The organism is Mycobacterium sp. 852002-51163_SCH5372311 (assembly GCF_001667115.1).
Lineage (GTDB): Bacteria > Actinomycetota > Actinomycetes > Mycobacteriales > Mycobacteriaceae > Mycobacterium.
The window spans coordinates 148,170-170,664 of record NZ_LZIJ01000197.1; the positions used below are offsets into that span (position 1 = coordinate 148,170).

13 protein-coding genes, 1 pseudogene and 1 riboswitch are annotated in these 22,495 nt (G+C 66.3%); of the genes and pseudogenes, 4 read left to right on the forward strand and 10 right to left on the reverse strand.

Annotated elements, in window-relative coordinates:
* Positions 1–930, forward strand: a complete 930-nt coding sequence (locus A5791_RS24555) for an asparaginase (RefSeq protein ID WP_067242644.1) — start codon at positions 1–3, stop codon at positions 928–930.
* Here the strand turns inward: A5791_RS24555 and A5791_RS24560 are convergent.
* Positions 895–2,292 (reverse strand): DNA polymerase IV, encoded by a 1,398-nt coding sequence (locus tag A5791_RS24560; RefSeq protein WP_067242646.1) that lies wholly within the window; start codon positions 2,290–2,292, stop codon positions 895–897. The genes A5791_RS24555 and A5791_RS24560 overlap by 36 nt on opposite strands.
* A 58-nt stretch (positions 2,293–2,350) precedes the next feature.
* Between A5791_RS24560 and A5791_RS24565 the strand changes: the two genes are divergently transcribed.
* Positions 2,351–2,917, forward strand: a complete 567-nt coding sequence (locus A5791_RS24565; protein ID WP_067242648.1) for a class I SAM-dependent methyltransferase — start codon at positions 2,351–2,353, stop codon at positions 2,915–2,917.
* Between the two features lie 64 nt (positions 2,918–2,981).
* On the opposite strand, the gene ileS is transcribed toward A5791_RS24565, so the two are convergent.
* The 4 genes from ileS to A5791_RS24585 form a co-directional block, all read right to left on the reverse strand.
* Complete coding sequence (gene ileS / locus A5791_RS24570; protein ID WP_067242650.1) at positions 2,982–6,113, reverse strand: isoleucine--tRNA ligase; 3,132 nt, start codon at positions 6,111–6,113, stop codon at positions 2,982–2,984.
* A gap of 309 nt (positions 6,114–6,422) precedes the next feature.
* The gene (locus tag A5791_RS24575; protein WP_067242652.1) at positions 6,423–6,653 is read right to left on the reverse strand and encodes an Rv1535 family protein; all 231 of its coding nucleotides are present in this window, start codon (positions 6,651–6,653) and stop codon (positions 6,423–6,425) included.
* 287 nt (positions 6,654–6,940) lie between these two features.
* A riboswitch (M-box (ykoK) riboswitch) is annotated at positions 6,941–7,110 on the reverse strand.
* 76 nt (positions 7,111–7,186) lie between these two features.
* Entirely contained in the window at positions 7,187–7,855 is a 669-nt protein-coding gene (locus tag A5791_RS24580; protein ID WP_067242655.1) for a TetR/AcrR family transcriptional regulator, read from the reverse strand.
* A complete protein-coding gene (locus A5791_RS24585; protein ID WP_067242657.1) occupies positions 7,852–8,976 on the reverse strand; it encodes a nitronate monooxygenase family protein in 1,125 nt (374 codons plus the stop codon). Before A5791_RS24585 ends, A5791_RS24580 begins: the two co-directional genes overlap by 4 nt.
* Positions 8,977–9,034: 58 nt before the next feature.
* On the opposite strand from A5791_RS24585, the gene A5791_RS24590 reads away from it, so the two are divergent.
* A complete protein-coding gene (locus A5791_RS24590) occupies positions 9,035–9,469 on the forward strand; it encodes a PaaI family thioesterase (RefSeq protein WP_067242659.1) in 435 nt (144 codons plus the stop codon).
* Between the two features lie 236 nt (positions 9,470–9,705).
* Here the strand turns inward: A5791_RS24590 and A5791_RS24595 are convergent, their stop codons facing one another.
* The 5 genes and pseudogenes from A5791_RS24595 to A5791_RS24615 form a co-directional block, all read right to left on the reverse strand.
* Positions 9,706–10,269, reverse strand: a complete 564-nt coding sequence (locus tag A5791_RS24595) for a carboxymuconolactone decarboxylase family protein (RefSeq protein ID WP_067242661.1) — start codon at positions 10,267–10,269, stop codon at positions 9,706–9,708.
* Between the two features lie 8 nt (positions 10,270–10,277).
* Complete coding sequence (locus A5791_RS24600) at positions 10,278–11,399, reverse strand: zinc-binding dehydrogenase (protein ID WP_156661588.1); 1,122 nt, start codon at positions 11,397–11,399, stop codon at positions 10,278–10,280.
* A complete protein-coding gene (locus A5791_RS24605; RefSeq protein ID WP_067242664.1) occupies positions 11,378–13,099 on the reverse strand; it encodes an AMP-binding protein in 1,722 nt (573 codons plus the stop codon). The genes A5791_RS24600 and A5791_RS24605 overlap by 22 nt, the downstream gene beginning before the upstream one ends.
* 93 nt (positions 13,100–13,192) lie before the next feature.
* Positions 13,193–14,691, reverse strand: a pseudogene (locus tag A5791_RS24610) (MFS transporter).
* A gap of 299 nt (positions 14,692–14,990) precedes the next feature.
* Positions 14,991–16,730: an AMP-binding protein gene (locus A5791_RS24615; protein WP_067242666.1), complete on the reverse strand. Its 1,740-nt coding sequence runs from the start codon at positions 16,728–16,730 to the stop codon at positions 14,991–14,993.
* 301 nt (positions 16,731–17,031) lie between these two features.
* Here A5791_RS24615 and A5791_RS24620 point away from each other — a divergent pair.
* A partial coding sequence (locus A5791_RS24620; protein ID WP_067242668.1) for a type I polyketide synthase occupies positions 17,032–22,495 on the forward strand: 5,464 nt, incomplete at its 3' end.

The following is a 22,495-nucleotide window of genomic DNA, read 5'->3' on the forward strand; positions in this document are numbered from 1 at the left end:
ATGACCCGCCTCACCGTCATCACCACCGGCGGCACCATTGCCACCACGCGGGGCGCCGACGGGGTGCGCCGGCCCAGCCACGGCGGCGCGGAGCTGATGGCGGGTCTCGACGGCGATGTCGACATTGTCGACCTGATGGCGCTGGACAGCTCGCAGCTGACACCGGCCGACTGGGACCGGATCCGCGCTGCGATGCAGACGGCGATCGGTCGCGGCGCCGGCGGAATCGTCATCACCCACGGGACCGACACCCTCGAGGAGACCGCGCTGTGGCTCGAGCTGACGTACGGCGGGCGGGCCCCGATCGTCATGACCGGCGCGATGCGCAGTGCCGATGCCCCAGACGCGGACGGTCCGGCCAATCTGCGCGATGCATTGGCGCTGGCGGCCAGTGCGCAAGCTGTTGACCAGGGCGTGCTGGTGTGTTTTGGCGGTAGGGTCAGGCAACCGTTGGGCCTGCGGAAGGCCGCCACCACCGACCTGACCGGGTTTATCGGCGAGACGCTCGGCACGGTGTCCGCGGAGTTGACCCTCGGGGCCAAGACACGTCCTTATGTCGGCGATGCGCGCGCTGACGCCGCGCCGCGGGTCGACATCGTCGCCGCCTACCCGGGCAGCGACGCGGTGGCGATGGACGCCTGCGTGGCCGCGGGGGCGCGCGCCGTGGTGCTGGAAGCGGTCGGGTCGGGCAATGCCGGGGACGCGGTGGTCGAGGGAGTTCGCCGACACTGCGGCAATGGGGTGACCGTCGCGGTGTCCACGCGAGTCCCGGGCGGACGGGTCAATCCGGGGTACGGTCCCGGACACGAGTTGGTGAAGGCCGGCGCGATCATGGTGCCGCACCTGGCGCCGCCGCAGACCCGGGTGCTGGTCATGGCCGCGCTCGCGGCGGGGTTACCCGTCGCCGACGTCGTCGACCGCTGGGGTTGAGCCTTCGGCCGGCTGCTCGTCGCGCAGCGCGCCGACGTAGTCCGGCCAGTCCAGCGAGTCGATCGGGTTGGCGCTGGCGAGGTCGTCGGCGTCGGCGGGGAAGGTCCGAGCCTGCCCCGGCCCGGAACCCCGGGTCTCGAACCGGACGGTGACCACCCCGTGGCCCGAGCCCTGCACCCAGCCGTGGCCGAAACTAGGGTGCGTGACGTCGTCACCGATTCGCCAGGGCGAGGCCTCGGAACTCGGCGCGAACATCGCCTCGGTTGCGGTTTCGACGGGATGCTGGGCATCCGACTCCGGCTCCGAGAGTTCCAAATCCGGGAACAGCGATTCCTGGTGCACATCGCTCAGCCCCGAAAACCCAACGCCGAGAAGGCGAATGGGACCGATCTGCACCGGGTCGAGCAGCAGCCGTCGGGCTACCGCGACGAGGGTGCCCACCTCCGTCGTGGCGTAGGGCATCGTCGCGGACCGGGTCAGTGTGCTCATGTCCGACTTCTTCAGCTTCACCGTGACGGTGCGCGCACCACGGCCGTCGCGCAGCAGGCGCTGATGTGCATGCTCGGCGATGGGGTCGATCGCGTCGCGCAACTGGTCCAGGGTGGTCAGGTCGACGGCAAAGGTGGACTCGGCGCTGATCTGCTTGGCCTCGGCACGCTCGGCGACGGGTCGGTCGTCGATGCCCCGGGCCAGCCGATGCAGGGCGGGTCCGACAGTGGCACCCAGGATGTTGGCCGCTTCGGCGTCGGTCAGCGCGGCCAGCTGGCCGATGGTCTCGATTCCGAGCCGGTGCAGCTTCTCCTCGGCAACCGGCCCGATACCCCACAGCCGGCGCACCGGCAACCCGCCGAGCAGCAATTGTTCCTCGGCGCGGTGGACCACCCGGATACCGTTGGGTTTGGCCAGGCCGGAGGCTATCTTTGCGATCTGCTTACCCGATCCGGCGCCGACGCTGGCGACCAAACCGGTCTCTTCGCGCACCCGCCGCCGGAGGTTTTCGCAGAAGCCTTCGACGTCGTCGGCCGACGCCCCGGCCAGCTGGGGCGGCTCCCCGAACGCCTCGTCGAAGGACAGCTGCTCCACGACGGGCACCAGGCTGCGCACGGCATCGAAGACTCGGCGGCTGGCCACGCCGTAGACCACGCCGCGCGGCGGCAGCACCACCGCGGTCACGCCGACCAGCCGGCGGGCCTGATGCATCGGCATGGCCGACCGGGCGCCGAACACCCGGGCCTCGTAGCTCGCCCCGGCCACCACGCCCCGGCCACCCAGCCCGCCCACCAGCACCGGTCGCCCCCGCAGGGTGGGCCGGGTGAGTTGTTCAACGGAGGCGAAGAACGCATCCATGTCCAGGTGCAGCACCCAACGGGACTCCACAGCCGCTAATGCTATTTAGGACTGCTGGGCTACGGTTTTGCGCATGGCAATGAATCTCTGTCATCGGTTGTGCTGCAGCTCGGATCGCTGGGCGAAGGAGGTCGAACACCACCTGTTGCCGACCGTGCTCGCCGACGTGGAACTGGGTGACAAGACTCTCGAGATCGGACCGGGCTACGGCGCGTTCCTGCGCGTACTGATCGACAAGACGCCAGACCTGACCGCGGTCGAGATCGATGCGCCGATGGCCCAGCGGCTCCAAAGCCAGTACGGAGACCGGGCGCGCATCATCAACGGCGACGGCACCGATACCGGCTTGCCCGCAAATGAGTTCAGCTCGGTGCTGTCGTTCACGATGCTGCATCACGTTCCGACCGCCGAACTGCAAGACCGGTTGTTTGCCGAGGCCTTTCGGGTGCTGCGGCCCGGAGGGGTATTCGCCGGCAGCGACGGCGTGCCGTCGCTGATGTTCCGCATCCTGCACTTTCGTGACACCTGCAACCCGATTCCGCCTGAGACAATGCCGGATCGCTTGCGCGCGGCGGGCTTTCAGGACGTCGTCGTCAACGTGGGCGCCGGCAGGCAGCGCTGGCGCGCGGTCAAACCCTAACCGCGAAAGTGCAACTGCCGACGGATGTTCTTGGGAAATGCGTTGGCAGTTGCACTTTCGCGGATCAGACTTTCGCGATGCTCACCCGCACGCCGTCGCCGATCTCCACCCCGTCGCCGGGCTCGCCGAAATCGAAGCTGGTAGCCAGGACCTCACCGGCGATCAGGTCGCGATGGGTGCGCGCCCAGTCAGCCCGCTCTGCGGGCACCGACATCAGCACCCGGATCCGATCGGAGACATCCAGCCCGGTCGACTTACGCAACTCCTGCAGCTCACGGATCCGGTCCTTGGCCCAGCCCTCGGCCTCCAGCTCGGGAGTCACGGTGCCGTCCAACACCACCAGCCCGGACCCGCCGGGCAGCGCCGCGGTGAAATCGGGGTCGGCGGCGACCAGTCGCGAGCTGTACTCGTCGGGTTGCAGCACCGCGGGGCCGGCGGTCAGGGTGCCGTCGGGGTTGACCACGCCTTCGCCGGCCTTGACCGCCTTGATCGCCGCCTGCACGTCCTTGCCCAGCCGCGGCCCGGCGACCCGGGCGTTGACGGTGAGCTCGAAGCGGCCGTAGGTGTCGATCGCGTCGGTCAACTCGACTTGCTTGACGTTGAGCTCGTCGCCGATCAGGTCGGTGAACGGCTCCAATTCCCGCGGATCCTCCACTGCCACAGTGAGTTTAGGCAACGGAAGGCGGACCCGGAGCTTCTTGGCCTTGCGCAGCGACGATGCGGCCGAACACACTTCGCGGACCTGATCCATTGCCGCGACCAGAGCCGGGTCGGCGGGCAGCAGGTCGGCTTCGGGCCAATCGGTCAGGTGCACCGACCGTTCTCCGGTGAGGCCGCGCCAAATGACCTCGGTGGCCAGTGGCAGCAGCGGCGCGGCCAGCCGCGCCGTCACCTCCAGCACGGTGTGCAGGGTGTCGATGGCGTCGGTGTCTTCTTCCCAGAACCGCGGACGTGACCGTCGCACATACCAATTCGTCAGGGCTTCGGTGAACAGGCGCAGCTGTTCACAGGCCCCGGGCAGGTCGCAGACGTCCATCGCCTCGGTGAGGCTGTCGCGCAGCACTGCCAGCTTGGCCTGGATGTAGCGGTCCAGCACATGCTTCGAATCGGTGCGCCAGACACCGACTTTCGGCGCGTACAGGCGCAGGATGGTGTAGGCGTTCCACAGCGGCAGCAGCACCTGACGTGCGCCTTCTCGGATGCCCTGCTCGCTGACGATCAGGTTCCCGCCGCGCAGTACCGGCGACGCCATCAGGAACCACCGCGTCGCGTCGGAGCCGTCGCGGTCGAACACCTCGTAGACGTCGGGGTAGTTGCGCAGCGACTTGCTTGCCTTCTGCCCGTCGGAGCCCAGCACAATCCCGTGCGCCGCACACGTTTTGAACGCCGGCCGGTCGAAGATGGCGGTGGCCAGCACATGCAGGGTGTAGAACCAGCCGCGAGTCTGCCCGATGTATTCGACGATGAAGTCGCTGGGGTAATGCGCGTCGAACCAATCCTGGTTTTCGAACGGATAGTGCACCTGCGCATAGGGCATGGAGCCCGAGTCGAACCACACGTCGAGCACGTCGGGGATACGGCGCATGGTGCTGCGGCCGGTCGGGTCGTCGGGGTTAGGCCGGGTGAGCTCGTCGATGTAGGGCCGGTGCAGGTTGTCGGGCCGCACCCCGAAGTCGCGCTCCAGCTCGTCCAAGCTGCCGTAGACGTCGATCCGCGGGTAGGCCGGATCGTCGGACTTCCACACCGGAATCGGCGTGCCCCAGTAGCGGTTTCGCGAAATGGACCAATCGCGGGCGCCCTCCAGCCATTTGCCGAACTGGCCGTCCCTGACATGTTCGGGATACCAGGTGATCTGCTGGTTCAGTTCCACCATGCGATCACGGAACTCGGTGACCGTGACGAACCACGACGACACCGCCCGATAGATCAGCGGGTTGCGGCAGCGCCAGCAGTGCGGGTAAGGGTGCTCATAGGTTTCGTGGCGGATCAGCACGGCGCGGTTCACCGCGGCGGGGCCGCTTTGGTTCTTCAGGTCACGGATGATCTGCGGGTTGGCGTCGAAAACGTGCTGCCCCTGGTAATCGGGGACGGTGGCGTCGAAGCGGCCCTTGGCGTCGACCGGCGTGACCGGCACGATGCCGGCTTTATCGGCGGTGGCCATGTCGTCTTCGCCGTAGGCCGGCGCCATATGCACGATGCCGGTGCCGTCTTCGGTGGTCACGAAATCCCCCGGCAGCACCTGAAATGCGTTGGGCGAGTCCATGAAATACGGGAACGGGGGCAGGTAGCGCAGGCCCAACAGCTCAGCGCCGCGATAGGTCCCGAGCACCTCGGGTTCGTCCCCCAGCTCGCGCGCGTACGCGGCCAGCCGCGCCTCGGCCAGCACCACACGACGATCGCCGGACTTGACCTGGACGTAGGTCACGTCCGGGTGGACGGCGACCGCCTGGTTCGACGGCAGGGTCCACGGCGTCGTCGTCCACACCAGCAGATAGGCGCCGTCCAGCTGCCCGCCGGAAACCTTGAATCCGACTGTCAGAGCGGGGTCTTGGCGGCTCTGGTAGACGTCGTCGTCCATGCGCAGTTCGTGATTGGACAGCGGCGTTTCGTCGCGCCAGCAGTAGGGCAGCACCCGGTAGCCCTCATAGGCCAGCCCCTTGTCCCACAGCTGCTTGAAAGCCCAGATCACCGATTCCATGTAGGTCGGGTCGAGCGTCTTGTAGTCGTTGTCGAAGTCGACCCATCGAGCCTGGCGGGTGACGTAGGTCTGCCATTCGTCGGTGTAGCGCAGCACCGATGCGCGGCACGCGTCGTTGAAGGCGGCGATCCCCATGTCGTCGATCTGGGACTTGTCGGTGATGCCCAGCTGGCGCTCGACCTCGAGCTCGGCCGGCAGCCCGTGGGTGTCCCAGCCGAAGCGGCGATCCACCTTGTAGCCGCGCATGGTGCGGTACCGGGGCACGATGTCCTTGACGTATCCGGTGAGCAGGTGGCCGAAATGCGGCAGACCGTTGGCGAACGGCGGCCCGTCGTAGAACACGTAGGCCGGGGCACCGTCGCGACGGGCGATGCTGGCCCGGAAGGTGTCGTCGTGGAACCAGTAGTCGAGAACCTGGGCTTCCAGCGCGGGAAAATCCGGGGAGCCGCCGCGTTGGTCGGCGCCCAGGTCGGTGCGTGGGTAGGCGCTGTCGCTCATCCGTCTCCTGTGCCATCGGTGCAGGCACGGGGACGACGACGCGCTGGGGCGCGAGCGCCGCGGTACCACCCCGCTTGCCGCGCTGCCGCGCGGCCACTCGTTCAAGGCTGTGACGGGCCTGCCCGTTCGGTTCTACTGGGCTTCTCTAGCTGTTCTTCCGAAGGCTCCCCGGTGATAGCCGGATCGATGCCGATGCACAAATTCTACTGAGCGCCGCAAATCGAAGCGGTTCTCGTGTGCCGAGCAGACGCAAAATCCCCGATTTCGTGACGAAATCAGGGATTTTGTGTCTGCTCGCCATCCATGGCGCTAGCCCTGGACTTCGAGCACGCCGATGCGCAGCAGCGCCGCATACACGTGACGCACCGGGCCGGTGAGCAACCGCGCCGCCCCGTCGACCAGCGGGTCGCTGTACGGCCGGTTCTCGACGCGGCGCGCCACCTTCTTGGGCGCGGCGGGCTGGATTGGCGAACCGTCGCGCACCACGTGCAGCTTGGGCGCGGCGGTTACGGTTACTTCGTCGTAGAGAGCAGCGGTCATGATCGCCTCCTGGAAAGATCGAACGAGCACTAGCGGACTGACTTGAACTGACGTCGTTCGTCCCGTAGTGGTTCCGATCTCAGGCGGATCTGGCTTTGACGGCTCAGCTGAGAACGCTGAGAACGCTGCGCCGCAGACGGGATCGGGACGAAACGCAGTCCGGATATCGACCAGGACTATCACTGGAACTCATGCGTCCCTCACCTCCCTCGCGGTCACGACGCGCGGTCACCCGCACGATCTAGGCGCGCACAAAGGAGTACAGAGATCCCGACGACTGTCGGAAACCGGCACCCCTCTCGTCAGAGTTTTGGCACCACACGACGTGTCCGGCAAACCGGAAGCCACCTGGGCTCAACCCTTAATCCGGGAGGAGCTGTCCTGACCCGGGGCGTCTTTCGACGTTCGGGGTCAGTGGCCTGTGTTCGTGTAGCCGCCTCACCTAACGAGGTGCTTACCCGACCGATGATGCACCAGTTGACGTGCCGGGTCAAACCGTTCCACTGCGCGTTTTCGAATATTTACGTTTTTCTTCAGTCTTTGCTGGCGATGTTCATCTTCGCCCTCGGGCGCAGTCCGTCCAAGACCAGCGCAACCACGAAGTCGGCAACCTGAGCTGCGGTGACGTCGTCGTCGGTGCGCAGGCGCCGGTGCGCCAATTGGCCGACCAATGCCGCCAACGTGTACGCCACCATCCGCGGCGGGGCGGCGACCATCTCGCCCCGCTGTTGAGCGGCGACGATGATGGTCTCGATGTCGTCGATGAACCGTTCGTAGATGCCACCGAGGTGCTTTTCGAACCGGTCGCCAAGCGCATAGGCGTCGCGGAACAGCAGTTTGACGGTGGCTTTGTCGGCTTCGAAGAACTCGAACGTCGCCTGCACGGAGGCTTTCAGCAAGGCCCGCAACGACGCCTCTCCCCCATGCGTTAACCCATTCAGGTCGTCCAGTGCCGTCGCCACGCGCGCGCGCAACGCAAACTCCTGAACGGCCATCAACGCGTGGAAAAGCTCTTCTTTGGAGTCGAAGTACCAATAGATCGACCCGTAGGCCAAGCCGGCCCGTTTGGCGATGTCGGCGATGGTCGTGGCGTGAAACCCTTTGCGGCCGAACACTTCTTTGGCAGCGGTCATGATCTGCTCACGCCGCTGCGACTTGTCCTCCTCACTGACCGCGCGACGCCGGCGGGTGGTGGTGCTCACCTGTCTATCAAGCCCTCGAGGCGCCCGACGGTGTCGATGAACTCCTCGACCATGTCGAGCACCACCGCACGTGTCGGCCGGACCCGGTCCAGCGATCCGACCACCTGCCCGACGAAATAGGTCGCCAGCTCACGCGCCTTGGCACCGGGGTGGCCGGCCGCTTGATTGATGCGCAGCTGCGGCTCGCCGACGAGCGCGGTCTGCAGTGGCATGCCCAGCGGGTCGGGGCTGTCGGGCCGGTCCCACTCCTCGGTCCACGCGGTGCGCAGCATCCGCGCCGGCTTGCCCGTCATCGACCGCGACCGCACGGTGTCCGAGGAACTGGCAGCCAGGAATTTGTCCTTGACCACCGGAGGTGTCTCGGCTTCCTCGGTGGTCAGCCACACCGACCCGCACCACACCCCCTCAGCACCCAGGGCCAGGGCCGCGGCGATCTGACGGCCGCGGGCGATCCCGCCCGCGGCCAGTACTGGCACCGCGCCTACTGCATCGACGATTTCGGGCACCAGGACCATGGTCGCCACCTCGCCGGTGTGACCACCGGCCTCGGTGCCTTGCGCGACGATCAGGTCGACGCCCGCCGCCGCGTGCCGCCGCGCGTGTTCAGTGGTGCCGGCCAGGGCAGCGACCAGCACATCCTGCTCGTGGGCACGCTGGACCAGATCCGGCGGAGGCGGCCCGAGCGCGCTGGCGATCAACCGGATGTCATGGGCGAAGGCCACGTCGAGCAGCGGCTGGTATCCCTTCGGCGAGATGTTCAGCCCGCGCCCGGATGATTCACGCGGTTGGTCTGGCGCCGCGATGCCGTACCGCACCAGCAGGTCGTCCAGAAACGCCCGGTGCTCTTCGGGCAGCAGGTCGCGCACCTGCTCGGCGTCGATCCCACCTTGCTCGGCGCCGACGTACTTGGGCGGCAACAGCAAGTCGACCCCGTAGGGCTTGCCGCCGGTCTGCTCCTCGATCCAGGTCAGCTCGTTTTCCAGCCGCTCGGGGCTGTGTGCGACGGCGCCGAGGATGCCGAAGCCGCCGGCGTTGGACACCGCGGCCACGACGTCGCGGCAGTGGCTGAAGGCGCAAATCGGGAATTCAACGCCGAGCATCTCGGCGACTCGGGTCCGCATTGCCCGACGCTAAGAGTTATTGATTGATATGTCAATCTATTGGAGTACGCTGCCATCCATGGCCGAGCCCTTGACCGCCGAACAGCAGCATCGGCGCCGCCAGGCGGTGCGCGACCTGATGACCACCACGCCGTTCATCGGCGGGCTGGGCCTCGTGTTCGAGCGCTACGAGCCGGACGATGTCGCGATCCGGCTTCCCTTCCGCGAAGACCTCACCAATGACGGCGTGTACTTCCACGGCGGGGTGATCGCATCGGTGATGGACACCGCCGGTGCGGCGGCGGCCTGGTCGAACCACGACTTCGACAAGGGCATGCGGGCCTCGACCGTCGCAATGAGCATCCAGTACACCGGGGCGGCCAAGCGTTGCGATCTCATCTGTCAGGCCCGGACGGCCCGCCGGCGCAAGGAACTCACCTTCACCGAGATCACCGCGTCGGACTCCGACGGCAACGTCGTGGCCCACGCGGTGCAGACCTACCGGATCGTTTGAGCGGGCCGCGTGAACCCTGGGCTTTGCGCGTGAATCCTGGGCGGGAAAATTGCGCCGATCCCCACCGTGTTGTCACACCGAAAGCCGTGCGTTCACACCGAAAGCCGTGCGTTCACACCGAAAGCCGTATACTCACACCGAAAGCCGTGTACTCACGCCGAAAGCCCAGGATGCACACCCGACGCCCAACACGCCGTTCGGCCACGGCGGTCACATAAGCCCACATTCGCCGGCAGTCAGGGGGCTTCCCCGTCGGGCGGCCAGCTGGACACGCCCTCCTCCAGCGGGACCTCGAGGCTGCGCAGCATCGAAGCGACCATTCGCCAGGCGCCGATCGCGGTGACAAGCTCAATGAGAACCGTTGCGTCGCAATGTAACTCGCGTTCGCAGGCCGCCCAGCTCGCGGCGCTCACCGCGCCGTCGCGCACCACATCGTCGGTGGCCGCCAGGACCGCCCGCTCGGCGGCGCCAAATCCGTTGTACGCCTGCCAATCCCGGACTCCGAGCAGGTCCTCGGACGACACACCGAGGCCCGACGCGACGCGCCAGTGTTGGGTCCACTCGTAGTCACATCCGGTGAGCCAGCCGATCCGCATGATCACCAACTCGCGCAACCGTGAGTCGAGCGCGCCGTGCCACAACATGGTGGCGAGCAGGTCGTTGAATGTCCGCGCCAGTCTGGGGTGGTTCAGCAGCACCTGGAAGATGCTGAGCTCGGCCATGTAGTCGGGCACACCGGCCTCGTCCGCAGCCGCCTTGGCCTCGTCGAGCGGCAACAGGGGCACGCGAGCCGGCTTCATGGGTGAGGTCAAGGTGTCAGCACTCCGTGCACTGGCGGGACAGCGTCGCGTTCACCAGCCATGGTAGCCAGCAGCTCCTCGGCCTCTTCGAGCCCCACGCAGCGACGGGGCAGGCTCGCGAACGGGTAGCGCCCGGACCCGAGCAAGTCGAGCGCGGCGCGGTAAGCAACGACGTCGACGCCGAGGGCACCGATCACGCGCAACTCCTTCATCACGACCAGGTCGGGGGTGAAGCCGGGCGCGCCGCTGCCGAATCCGCGGGTGCCGGCGACGACGACGGTCCCGGCCGGCCGGGCCAGCGCGATGGCCTGCGCGAACGCCGCCGGCGCCTTGGCCGTCACGTCGATCACGACGTCTGCCAGCCCACCGGCCTGCTTCGTCAGGGCGGTCACCGGGTCCTCGACGGCCACGTCGACGGCGAGGTCGGCGCCGAATTGCGGCGCCAGCGCCAGCCGGTCGGCGTCACGCGGACCCAGGCCGGTCACCATCACGAACGCGGCACCGGCCTCCTTCGCGGCGGCGGCGGCACACAGCCCCCGGATGCCGGGACCCAGGACAGCGACGACGTCTCCCGGGCCGGTGCCGGGAACCGTTACCCCCCAACGTATTCCGGCTCCAAGCGGATTGAACAGGGTAGCCATCTCCGGGCTGAGGTCAGCGGCCACCGGCAACAGCATCGAGTCGGGCGCCAGGTACTGGTATTCGGCGTAGCCGCCCCATAATCCGGGCCGGCGCTCGACCGGGATGAAGCCGTACATGTCCGCCAGGCCGTGACGTTCGCAGCGCCGGTACTCGCCGGCAAGGCAATTGGCGCATCGGCGACACGACTGGAACACCTCGACGGCTACCCGGTCGCCTTCCGTCAGACCCCACCGCTGTGCCGCCTGCGGCCCGATCGCGACGATGGTCCCGACCGTCTCGTGACCGGGAACAAAGGCGAACCCGCCAGACAGCTGGCCGGTGTATTGCTCATGGTCGGTCCCACACAGCCCACAGGCAGCGACTCGCACCAACGCGTCGTCGTCGCCGACGTCGGGCAGCGCAAACTCACGGACCACGAGGTGGCGTGGCGCCTCCAAGACCAGCGCCCGCGCCACCGCACCAGTGCCTAAGCGTCCAAGCGGGCGAATTGATTTTGCCGGTACCGCTCTACGCAGGCGGCTCGCCTGACCTTCCCGCTGGTCGTGATGGGTATCGAACCAGGCGCTACCACAACGAGATCCGCCACTCCCAGCCCGTGCGAATTCGATACCGCCGAGGCCACTTCACGTTTGACGGCCACGAGCTTGTTCGACGCAACCTCCGGAGAATCACCGTTGTGCCTGAATTCGATGATGGCGACCAGCTTTTCGGTCTCCCGGTCGGGAACCGCTATCGCCGCGCAGCGGCCCCGCGTGATCTCCTGGATCGTCGCCTCGATGTCGTCGGGAGAATGGTTGCGCCCGTAGACGATCAGAAGGTCCTTGATGCGGCCCATGATGAACAACTCGCCGTCCGAGAAAAAGCCCAGATCGCCGGTTCGCAGCCACGGCTCCCCAGGTGTACCCGTCGAAGGGTTGACGAGTTTTGCGCGGAAGGTCTGCTTCGATTCTTCGGGTTTTCGCCAGTACCCCTTCGCGACGTTGTCGCCATGCACCCAGATCTCACCGGTCGTTCCAGCCGGACGCTCGGTCCTAGTGTCAGGATCGACGATTCGCACCATCGGGGAATGGCGCACGTGGTAACTGACCAGTGGGGTGCCCCCGCTGGCACAACGCTTCGCAGTGCCGGCGGACAACGCCTCCGACTCGAAGCGGGCGATGTTCGGTGGCCGACCCAATGCGTTCGTGGCCACATACAGGGTCGCCTCGGCCAGCCCGTACGAAGGGCGGAACACCGTGGGGTCCAGGTTGTACTTTGCGAACCGCTCAAGGAAGCGCCGCACCGTCGCCGCATGTATGCGTTCGCTACCACTGATGATTGCCAGCACTCCGCTTAGATCAAGCCCGGCCATGTCCTCGTCAATGGTTTTACGCACCGCCAATTCCAAGGCGAAGTTCGGACCTGCCGTGACGGCGCGCCTGTTGCTCGCCATCAATTGCATCCACCGGCCGGGTCGCTGAAGGAATGCCAGCGGGCTCATGAGAACAGAGTGGAATCCACCGAATATCGGTTTACAGATTCCTGCCAGCAAACCCATGTCGTGGTAGAACGGGAGCCACGACACCACAGTGATGTCAGTTCCGCCATCGGCAAAGAAGTCCTGCATGCACTGCTGGAAATTGGTCAGCACGTTCTCGTACGAGATCATGACGCCGGCGGGCCGGCGAGTCGACCCGGAAGTGTATTGCAAGTAGGCGATATCCGGCCGGCTGTCATCCCGGTCGGACGCTGCCCCCGAATCCAGGTCCAACGAGTCAACCTCGATAACCGACGGGCTGGAATCGCCATTTCTGGCCTGGGTGTACCTGGCGACATCGCCGACAACCGAAGACGTCGTGAGGATGACCGACGGCGATGTGTCATGCAGCACCGCATGAACTCGCTCGTCGTGGGCGCCGCCCATGGGAGCCGATAGCGGAACTGCGATCAGGCCGGCGTGCAATGCGCCGAGAAACCCGGCGACATACTCGAGTCCCTGTGGCGCCAATATCACCGCCCGGTCGCCGGTCGATGCATATCGGCTGAGCTCGTTCGCAACATTCAAAGTTCGCCGATATATCTGCGACCAAGTGAGGCTTTCGGCTACTCCGGCCCAATCCTGGTCGTAATCGATAAACGTGAACGCCGGGTCAGTGGGCTGCAAATAGGCACGCTCACGCAGCACATCCGGAATGGACGTCTCGAACACGTGCCTGAGGTTACCGTGGCGGTCGCCGCTGGATGTTCGAAAAGGGAAATTAGGGCCGCCTTGGGCGCGGCGGAGTCGAAGCGAGGACGGGAGCTATAGCTCCGCGGCAATTTTGGCTTCCTGCGCCCGCGCCACCTGCTGCGCGGTATAGCCGATGAACAGCGCCACCCCGCCGAGCAGGATGACCGCACCGGCCAGCCAGAGCAATCCGTAGGTGTAGCCGCGGTCCAGCGCGTGCAGCTGGGCGGCGTTCATGAGCTTCGCCGGCCCGGTCGTGCCGCCCAGGGACAGCGTGCGCGATGTGATGGCGGCCTGGATGACGGACAGCACCACCGGCCCGCCGAGCCCCTGCAGCACCACCGCGATAGCCGAGGTGGGCCCGATCTGGTCGAAGCCGACGCTGGCAATCACCGACAGCGAAAGCGGGACGATGATCATGCCGATGCCGACACCGCCGACGACGATCGGTAGCGCCAGGTTCGGGAAGTAGGGGACGCCGCGGGCCAGCGTCGATCCGTACAGCACGCCGCCCAACAACAGGATGGCGCCGGCGATCACCACCACGCGTGGCGGCGACGACATGACCAGTCGCGAGGCCATACCCAGCCCGGCGGCTGCCGCTATCACGAACGGGATGAAGCCAAGACCCGATTGCAGCGTGCTATAACCCATGATGTCCTGGACATACACCGTGACCACCAGCATCAGGGACATCATCACGCCGCCGGTGAGAAATAGCGCCGCGAACGTCGCGAGCCGATTGCGGTCGAAGAACAAACTGAAGGGCAAAATGGGGTTCTCCGCCCTGCGCTCTACCACGACGAACGCGACGAAAGCCACCACGGCCACCACAGCCGACCCGATTGTGGCGGCAGAGAGCAATCCTTTCTCGGCTTGCATCGAGAAGCCCAAAACCACCGCGGTGAAACCCAAGGTAGCCAGCACAGCGCCGGTGGCGTCGAGCTTCATCCGCTCCTTCTGTGTTTCCCGAAGCGCAAAGCTAGCCAGGTAGAGGGCGAGCAGCCCGATCGGCGCGGTCACGAAGACCGCCAGCCGCCACGACACCTCGGTGATTATCCCGCCCACCACCAAACCCAATACCGAGCCGACACTGCCCATCGCCGTGAACGCCGCCATCGCAACATTGCGTAACCGGCCCTTCGGAAACGTGGTCGCCACCAACGCCAAACACGTCGGTGCGAGTATCGCGATAGAGACGCCCTTCAGTAGCCGCGCAAAAATGAGGCTGCCCTGGTCCCACGCGGCCGCGGACATCACCGACGCGATGGTGGACAGCGCGGTGCCGATGACGAAGGCTCGCTTGCGACCGATCGTGTCACCCAGGCGACCGCCGACCATGATCAATCCGTTGCAGGCCAACAGGGTGGCGAATACCACCCAGTTCCGCCCAGCGCTCGACAGGTTCAACTCATTCTGAATCTTGGGCAGCGCCACTACCCCGATGGTCAGTTCCACGGCCGCCATCAATTCCGCGCTGCCGAGTGCGATGATCGCGGCGATGAATCGGCCGCGCGGCAGTTCGAGAGGTAAGCGCGTCTCATGAGCGACAGCATGTTGGGTATGACGCGCATCGGGGCCGTTGATTCTGCGCGTTATGTCGTCCAGCGAAATAGTGCCCGCTCCGGGTCGATGAGAGCCAGCCCCCATAGCGCGCTACGCTACAACAAACGTGTGGAGCCCAGCCGTCGTTCGGCGAATCCGCGGCGCTCAACCCTTTTTGGTGGACATCGGCCTCGGGCAGCCGCTCGGAATTTGTATTGTCTGCACTTCAGCAGATCAGGGACAGCGGTCGCCTACCGGGCCGCCGTCGATGAATCTCCGTAAACGGTTGGTGCTTAACGTATTCGAACATCCCGCCGCGAGCCGATTGCTAGGCGTCCAAGCGGGCGAACCGGCCGTCCCGGTAGTGCTCGACACATGCCGCTCGCCGGACCTTGCCGCTGGTGGTAATCGGGATCGAACCCGGCGGCACCACAACCAGATCCGCGACGCCCAGCCCGTGCGAGGTGGATATCGCCGAGGTGACGTCTCTCTTGACGGCAACGAGCTTGTCCGATGCCTCCTCGTGCGAGTCGGCGCGGTGTTTGACTTCGATGATGGCGACGAGCTGCTCGGTGTGATCGTCTGAAACCGCGATCGCCGCACACCGGCCCCGCGTAATTTCCTGGATCGTGGCCTCGATGTCGTCGGGTGAGTGGTTGCGCCCGTAGACGATCAGAACATCCTTGATTCGTCCGATGATGAACAGCTCTCCGTCAGAGAGGAATCCGCGGTCGCCCGTTCTGAGCCAAGGGCCTTCGGGTGTGCCTTCCGACGGAGCGACCAGCCGGTCGCCGAACGTGCGCTCGGTTTCCTGAGGTTTCTGCCAGTAGCCCAGAGCGACGTTGTCGCCGTGCACCCAGATTTCGCCAACTCTTCCGTCTGGGCATTCGAGGCGAGTGTCGGGATCGACGATGCGAATCGTCAGTGAACGCGGCACACCGTAGCTCACCAACGGTGTCCCACTTCCACTTTCGCAGCGCTCTGCGTCGCCGACGGACAGCTTCTCGGATACGAATTGGACGATATGGACTGGTTCAGCCGGGCTGCGGGTTGCCGCATAGACCGTCGCCTCCGCGAGCCCGTATGACGGCCGTATCGCCTTGTCGGGCAGATTGAAGCGCGCGAAGCGCTGGTTGAATCGGCGCACGGTCGCCGGATGCACCCGCTCGCTGCCACTGAGGATGACCAGCACGTCGCCGAGGTCAAGCCCCGCCATGTCCTCGTCGGATGTCTTACGTGCCGCAAGTTCGAAGGCGAAGTTCGGCGCCGCCGAGAATGCGTGAGTGTTCTTGGCCAGCAACTGAATCCATCGGGCCGGGCGCTGCAAAAACGACACCGGACTCGTCAGCACAGTGCGGAATCCGCCCAGGATCGGTGCGCAGACGCCGAGAACCAGACCCATGTCGTGGTAGAACGGCAGCCACGAAACCAAAGTCAAGTCTGGCGGGGCAACGCTTCCGAACTCCAAAAAGTAGTCGGCTATTATCTGCTCGAAATTCGCCACCAGGTTTCGATGCGAGATCATGACTCCGGCCGGCAGACGGGTGGATCCGGACGTGTATTGCAGATACGCCATCTCGGGCAGCTTCTCGCGCCGGGCGCCCGACCGCGCCGGCGCGTCGAGATCGAGCAGGTCAACCTCGATGACGGAGTCAATGGATTCGCCGGATTGCGACTTCACGTAGTCGGCCACGATGTCCACGACCGAGGACGTCGTCAGAACGACGGTCGGCGAGGCGTCGCGCAGCACCGAGCTGACCCGTTCGTCGCTGACACCGCCCAGCGGAACCGACAGCGGAACCGCGATCAGCCCCGCCTCCAATGCGCCGAGAAACGCGACGATGTAGTCAAGCCCTTGCGGTGCCAAGATGACAGCGCGGTCACCGATCGACCCGCAAGCTCTGAGCTCCCGTGCAACGTTCTGAGCCCGCCGATAAAGCTGCGACCACGTCAGGCTTTGCTCGACCCCATCCCAGTCGCTCTCGTAATCAACGAACGTGAAGGCTGTTTCATCGGGCTGCAGGCTCGCGCGTTCGCGCAGCACAGCCGGAACGGAAGTCTCAACCACGGCGTTAGATTACCGTGACCAACGCCGCCGCATCGGCGAATGGAAAAGTTCGAATAACCGCCCATCCCGCGCAATTCGGCACCTCAACGCAATGGGTTGCTTGGCTGTCGCTGACCCGCCGGCCGCCGCTGTAACACTTCGGTTGAATTGGGCACCCCAGGAGCGCTGGTCGCCTACAGTACGAACACGACGGAGGCGGGTAGTTCAGGGGCGTGGAGATCCCGGTTGGCCGTCTGAGGTGCCACGACTTGCTTGAGGCAGCGGAGGGAAGACTACTTGGCCGGTCGTCGTAGGAGTCGGGATGGATTCTGATGTTGTGCACGGCCCAGCCTCGGCGAACACTTCGCCGGCCACCGGCACCACACCTGTGACCCCGGTCGCGGTTGTCGGCATGGCGTGCCGGCTTCCCGGGGGAATCGACTCGCCGGAACGGCTATGGGAAGCCTTGCTGCGGGCAGATGACCTGATCACCGAAGTGCCGCCGGACCGATGGGACGCCGACGAGTATTACGACCCCGAGCCCGGAGTGCCTGGCCGGTCGGTGTGTAAATGGGGCGGGTTCCTCGATGACATTGCCGGCTTCGATCTCGATTTCTTCGGCATCGAGGAGCGGGAGGCGATCGCGCTCGACCCGCAGCACAGGTTGTTGCTCGAAACGTCCTGGGAGGCCATGGAGCATGCCGGGATCCCGCGAGACGACATGGTCGAGTCCCGCACCGGTGTGTACGTCGGACTGACACATTCCGACTACCAATTTCTGGGCGCTGAATCCCAGGCGATGGAAGGGCCATACGGATTCCAGGGCAACGCTTTCAGCATGGCGTCCGGGCGGATCGCCTACGCCTTGGGGCTGCACGGTCCCGCGCTGACAGTCGATTCCGCATGCTCATCCAGCCTGCTCGCCGTGCATATGGCCTGTCGCAGCCTGAACGACGGTGAAACCGACTTGGCTCTCGCCGGGGGCGCGTTCGCGATGCTCGAACCGCGGAAATTCGTTGCCGGATCGGCACAGAACATGCTCTCCCCGACCGGACGCTGCCGCGCGTTCGACGCCGCGGCCGACGGATATGTCTTCGGCGAGGCTTGCGTCATGGTGTTGCTCAAGCGCTTGCCGGACGCGTTGACCGACGGCGATCGGATCCTGGCGGTGATTCGTGGCACGGCCGCTAATCAGGACGGCCACACCAGCAATCTCGCCACACCCTCGGCGACCGCTCAAACCGCGGTGTACCGGGCGGCGTTGGCCGCCGCCGGCGTCGACGCGCGGACCGTCGGGATGGTGGAGGCGCACGGACCGGGTGCCCCGGCGGGTGACGCGATCGAGTACGCCAGCCTTGCCGAGGTTTACGGCACCGGCGGCCCCTGCGCCCTGACCACGGCGAAGACCAATTTCGGACATACCCAGTCGGCGTCTGGAGCGCTCGGGTTGATGAAGGCGGTCCTCGCGCTACAGCACGGTGCGGTTCCCGAGCATCTGCACTTCACCCGCCTGCCCGACGAGCTTGCCCGCATCAGCACCAAACTCTTTGTGCCACAACAGACCACCGAATGGCCCAGCAGTGGTGCCCACCCCCGGCGGGCGGCGGTGACGTCCTACGGTCTTTCCGGAACCAACGTCCATGCCGTCCTGGAACAGGCGCCCCTGAATTCTCCGGCGGCCGCTGCGCCCCAAGCCACCTCATCCGAATCGTCACTGCTGTTCTTGATCTCGTCCACCTCCCCCGACGAACTGCGCCGTACTGCCGGCCGGCTGGCCGACTGGGTGCAGGCCCATGACGAGGTGGCATTGCCGGATCTGGCTTATACCCTGGCGCGCCGGCGTGGGCACCGACCGGTCCGGACGGCAGTCGTCGCGCGGACACCCGAAGAGTTGGCCGAGGGCTTGCGCGGGGTCGCCGACGGCGATGCCCATTTTCTGCCCGCGGTCGGGGGCGACGACCGGGGTCCGGTGTGGGTGTTCTCCGGGCCAGGCTCGCAGTGGGCCAGGATGGGTGCTGACCTGCTGGCGACCGAGCCGGTGTTTGCCGCCACTGTCGCCCAGATCGAACCGCTGATCGCCCAGGAGTCAGGGTTCTCGGTGGCAGAGGCGATGTCGGCGGCGGAAACCGTGAGCGGTATTGACCGCATCCATCCGACCTTGTTCAGCATGCAGGTTGCCCTCGCCGCCACCATGAAGGCATACGGGGTACATCCGGGCGCGGTCATCGGGCACTCCGTCGGTGAGACTGCGGCGGCGGTGGTCGCGGGCGCCCTATCACTGGAAGACGGAGTGCGGGTCGTCTGCCGCCGCTCCCGGCTGATGTCGACCATCGCCGGCGCCGGGGCGATGGCCTCGGTGGAATTGCCTGCCAAGCAAGTACTTTCGGAGCTGGTGAGCCGGCGAGTCGACGACGTCGTGGTGTCGGTGGTGGCCTCGCCGCAGTCCACGGTGATCGGCGGTGCCGCCCAAGCGGTTCGCGAACTGGTCGAATCCTGGCAGCAGCGTGATGTGATGGCTCGCGAGATCGCCACCGATCTCGCCGCGCATTCGCCTGAAGTGGATGCAATTCTCGACGAGCTCACCGACTCGATTGGTGAGATCCGCCCGATGACACCGCAAGTTCCCTTTTACTCGGCGACCGGGTTCGACCCGCGCGAGGAGCCGTTGTGCGACGCCTGGTATTGGTCGGAAAACCTGCGCAACACTGTGCGCTTTGCCGCAGCGGTGCGAGCCGCGTTGGAGGACGGCTATCTGGTCTTCGCCGAACTAACACCCCACCCGCTGCTTATCGACGCTGTCAAAGAGAACGCCCACACCCTCGACATGTCGGTGGCGGCTCTGGCCAGCATGCACCGGGGCCAGGAACTGACCCACGGGCTGCGTGGTTTTTTGTCGGATCTGCACAGCGCGGGCGCCGCGGTCGACTTCTCGGTGCTGTATGCGGATGCGCGGTTGGTGGATGCACCGCTCCCGACGTGGACGCACCGTCGGCTGTGGCTGGACCGCGACGGTCAGGAAGCCTCCACCGCACACGGCGGCTACACCGTTTCGGTTCATCCGCTGCTGGGCCAGCACGTGCGCCTACAGGAGGAGCCGGAACGGCACGTCTGGCAAGGGCAGGTGGGAACCGCTGCCCAGCCCTGGCTGGGCGATCACCTGCTCGGCGATGAGGCGGTGCTGCCTGGATCGGCCTATTGCGAGATGGCGTTGGCGGCGGCGCGCGCGGTGCTGGGCGAGCAGTGCGAGGTCCGCGACCTGCGCTTCGAGGAGGCGCTGCTGCTGGCGGAGCAGACCACCGTGGGCGCGGTGGCCACGGTCGTCTCGCCGGGCGTGGTGGACTTTGGCGTTACCACCAACGAGCGTGGCGAGCACCTGCGGCACGCCGGCGCCATGCTGCATGGCGCAGACGACGAGCCGCCGGCCGCGCACGACATGGCCGCACTTCTTGCCGCGCACCCGCGCAGCGAGGGGGACGCGGCCTTGCGCGGCCGCCTCGACCAGCCTGATGTGCAGTACGGACCGGCGTTCAGCGGTCTGCGCGCCGTGCACATCGGTGACGACGCCACGGGCACGGTGCTGGCTGAGGTTGCGCTGCCCCGCCAAATCCGTTCGCAGCAAGGCGCTTTCGTCCTGCACCCGGTACTGCTGGATGCATGTCTTCAGTCCGTTGCGGTTCATCCGGCGGTTCAGGCCCTCGGCGAAGGTGCGCTGGGCTTGCCGTCAGGTATCCGTCGACTCCGTTCCTACGCTGCCGCCCGCAACGCTGAGTACTGCTACACCCGGGTGACGAAGGCCGACGCCTCGGGAATCGAGGCCGACCTCGACGTGCTCGATGAGCACGGCATGGTCCTGGTGAGCGTGCAAGGCTTGCGACTGGGCGCGGGTGTGTCGGAGGAAGATTCGAAAGATCGGGTGCTGGCCGAACGGCTCTTCACGATCGAATGGCAGCAACGAGAACTACCCGAGCCGGAAAATGCCGACGCCGGAAATTGGCTGATGATCAACACCAGCGACACCGCCGACGGACTTGCCGCCACTTTGCCCGGCGCGCTGAAAAGTCATGGCGCGCAATGCACCACCATGTGGTGGCCGGTAGATGCGGATCAGCCCACGAACTCCGAACAGCTCGGAAGTCAGCTGCAGGCCGCTGGATTCAGCGGAGTAGTGATCCTCACCGGCCCGCGGAACGGTGACCGCGTTGATCAGTCACCGGTGGCGGGACGTGAGTATGTGCGGCACTTCGCGCGGATTGTCCGGCAGTTTCCGCAGAATGCCGGCGAGTCGCACCGGGTGTATGTGGTGACCCGCAATGCCCAAAGTGTGCGGGCGGATGATGTGGTCAACCTCGAGCAGGCGGGACTGCGGGGCTTGTCCCGGGTGATCGCGGCGGAGCATTTGCACCTGAAGCCCATTCAGGTTGACGTCGATGAGGCCACTGACGTCGAGTTGTTAGCGGCTCAGTTGCTCGGTGGCTCGGGGGAAGATGAGACGGCGTGGCGGGGTGGGGTGTGGTTTGTGGCCCGGTTGGTGCGCAGCGCGTTGCGTGCCGAGGAGCGCCGTAGTGCGGTGGTTGATCATGCCCGGGATGGGGTGCGGCTGCAACTGCGGACGCCGGGGGATCTGAAAACTCTGGAGTTGGTTGCCTGTGATCGGGCGGCGCCGGGACCAGGGCAGGTCGAGGTCGCCGTGAGCGCCTGCGGTGTCAATCTGGCCGAAGTGCGAGCCGCTGCGGACCGCTCCCGCGACGGGGCGCCGTTGGGGACCGATTTCGCGGGGGTGATCAGCGCGGTGGGTCCTGGGGTGGACGCTCATCGGGTCGGTGAGCGCGTCGGGGGTCTGTGCGCTCGCGGGGCGTGGGCGGGGTTTGTGACCTGTGAAGCGGATCTGGTAGCGGCGTTGCCAGACGCGTTGTCCGAGTCGGCGGCCGCCGCGTTGACCACCGCGAGCGCCACCGCCTGGTACGGCTTGCAGCAGTTGGCCCGTGTGGAGACCGGCGACAAGGTGTTGATTTTCGGCGCGCCTGGCGAGCTCGCGCAAGCGGCCCTGGCGATCGCCCGCGCTGCCGGCGCTGAGGTTTGTGCCGCCGCCACCACCGAACAGCAGCGACACCGGTGGGGCCAGTGCGGCGTCGAGCAGGTGTATGACGCCCGCAGTGCGCGACTCGCCCAGCGCATCCGCGCGGCCACCGGCGGCGGGGTGGATCTGGTGCTCAACGTTGCCGCCGGCGCCGCCGCACGCGCCAGCGTGGACGTGCTTGCCCCCGGTGGGCGATTCGTCGAGGTCGGCGCCGGCGACATCTCCGCCGACACCCAGCTGGGGCTTGCCCCGTTTCGGCGCAACCTCACCTTTTACGCCCTGGACCTGGCGGAGCTGGCAGACACCCACCCCCACCGGGTGCACAACGTGTTGAGCGCGGTGTATCGGCTAAGCGCCGACGGGACCCTGCCGATACCGAAGGCCACCCACTACCCACTGACCCAGGCCGCTACCGCCCTGGCGGAGATGAGCGATCCCGAGCCCAGCGGCACACTCGTGCTCGACATCCCCCACGCCGGCACCACCCGCGTAACCGTGCCCCCCCAACAAGCCCGGGTGTGTCGCGGTGACGGCGCCTACATCATCACCGGCGGACTGGGCGAGCGGGGACTGCTTTTCGCCGCACACCTCGCCGAGGCCGGCTGTGGGCGCATCGTGTTGTGTTCACGCTCCCACCCCAGTTCCGACGCCGCGGCCAAAATCGAGGAGATCGGCTCGCACGGCACCGACGTCGTGGTGGAGTGCGGCG

Bases quoted from the DNA above. Each gene is read 5' to 3' on its own strand.
- A5791_RS24555 (WP_067242644.1), top strand. From the start codon at position 1: ATGACCCGCCTCACCGTCATCACCACCGGCGGCACCATTGCCACCACG.
- A5791_RS24565 (WP_067242648.1), top strand. From the start codon at position 2,351: ATGGCAATGAATCTCTGTCATCGGTTGTGCTGCAGCTCGGATCGCTGG.
- ileS (WP_067242650.1), bottom strand. From the start codon at position 6,113: ATGAGCGACAGCGCCTACCCACGCACCGACCTGGGCGCCGACCAACGC.
- A5791_RS24575 (WP_067242652.1), bottom strand. From the start codon at position 6,653: ATGACCGCTGCTCTCTACGACGAAGTAACCGTAACCGCCGCGCCCAAG.
- A5791_RS24585 (WP_067242657.1), bottom strand. From the start codon at position 8,976: ATGCGGACCCGAGTCGCCGAGATGCTCGGCGTTGAATTCCCGATTTGC.
- A5791_RS24590 (WP_067242659.1), top strand. From the start codon at position 9,035: ATGGCCGAGCCCTTGACCGCCGAACAGCAGCATCGGCGCCGCCAGGCG.
- A5791_RS24595 (WP_067242661.1), bottom strand. From the start codon at position 10,269: ATGAAGCCGGCTCGCGTGCCCCTGTTGCCGCTCGACGAGGCCAAGGCG.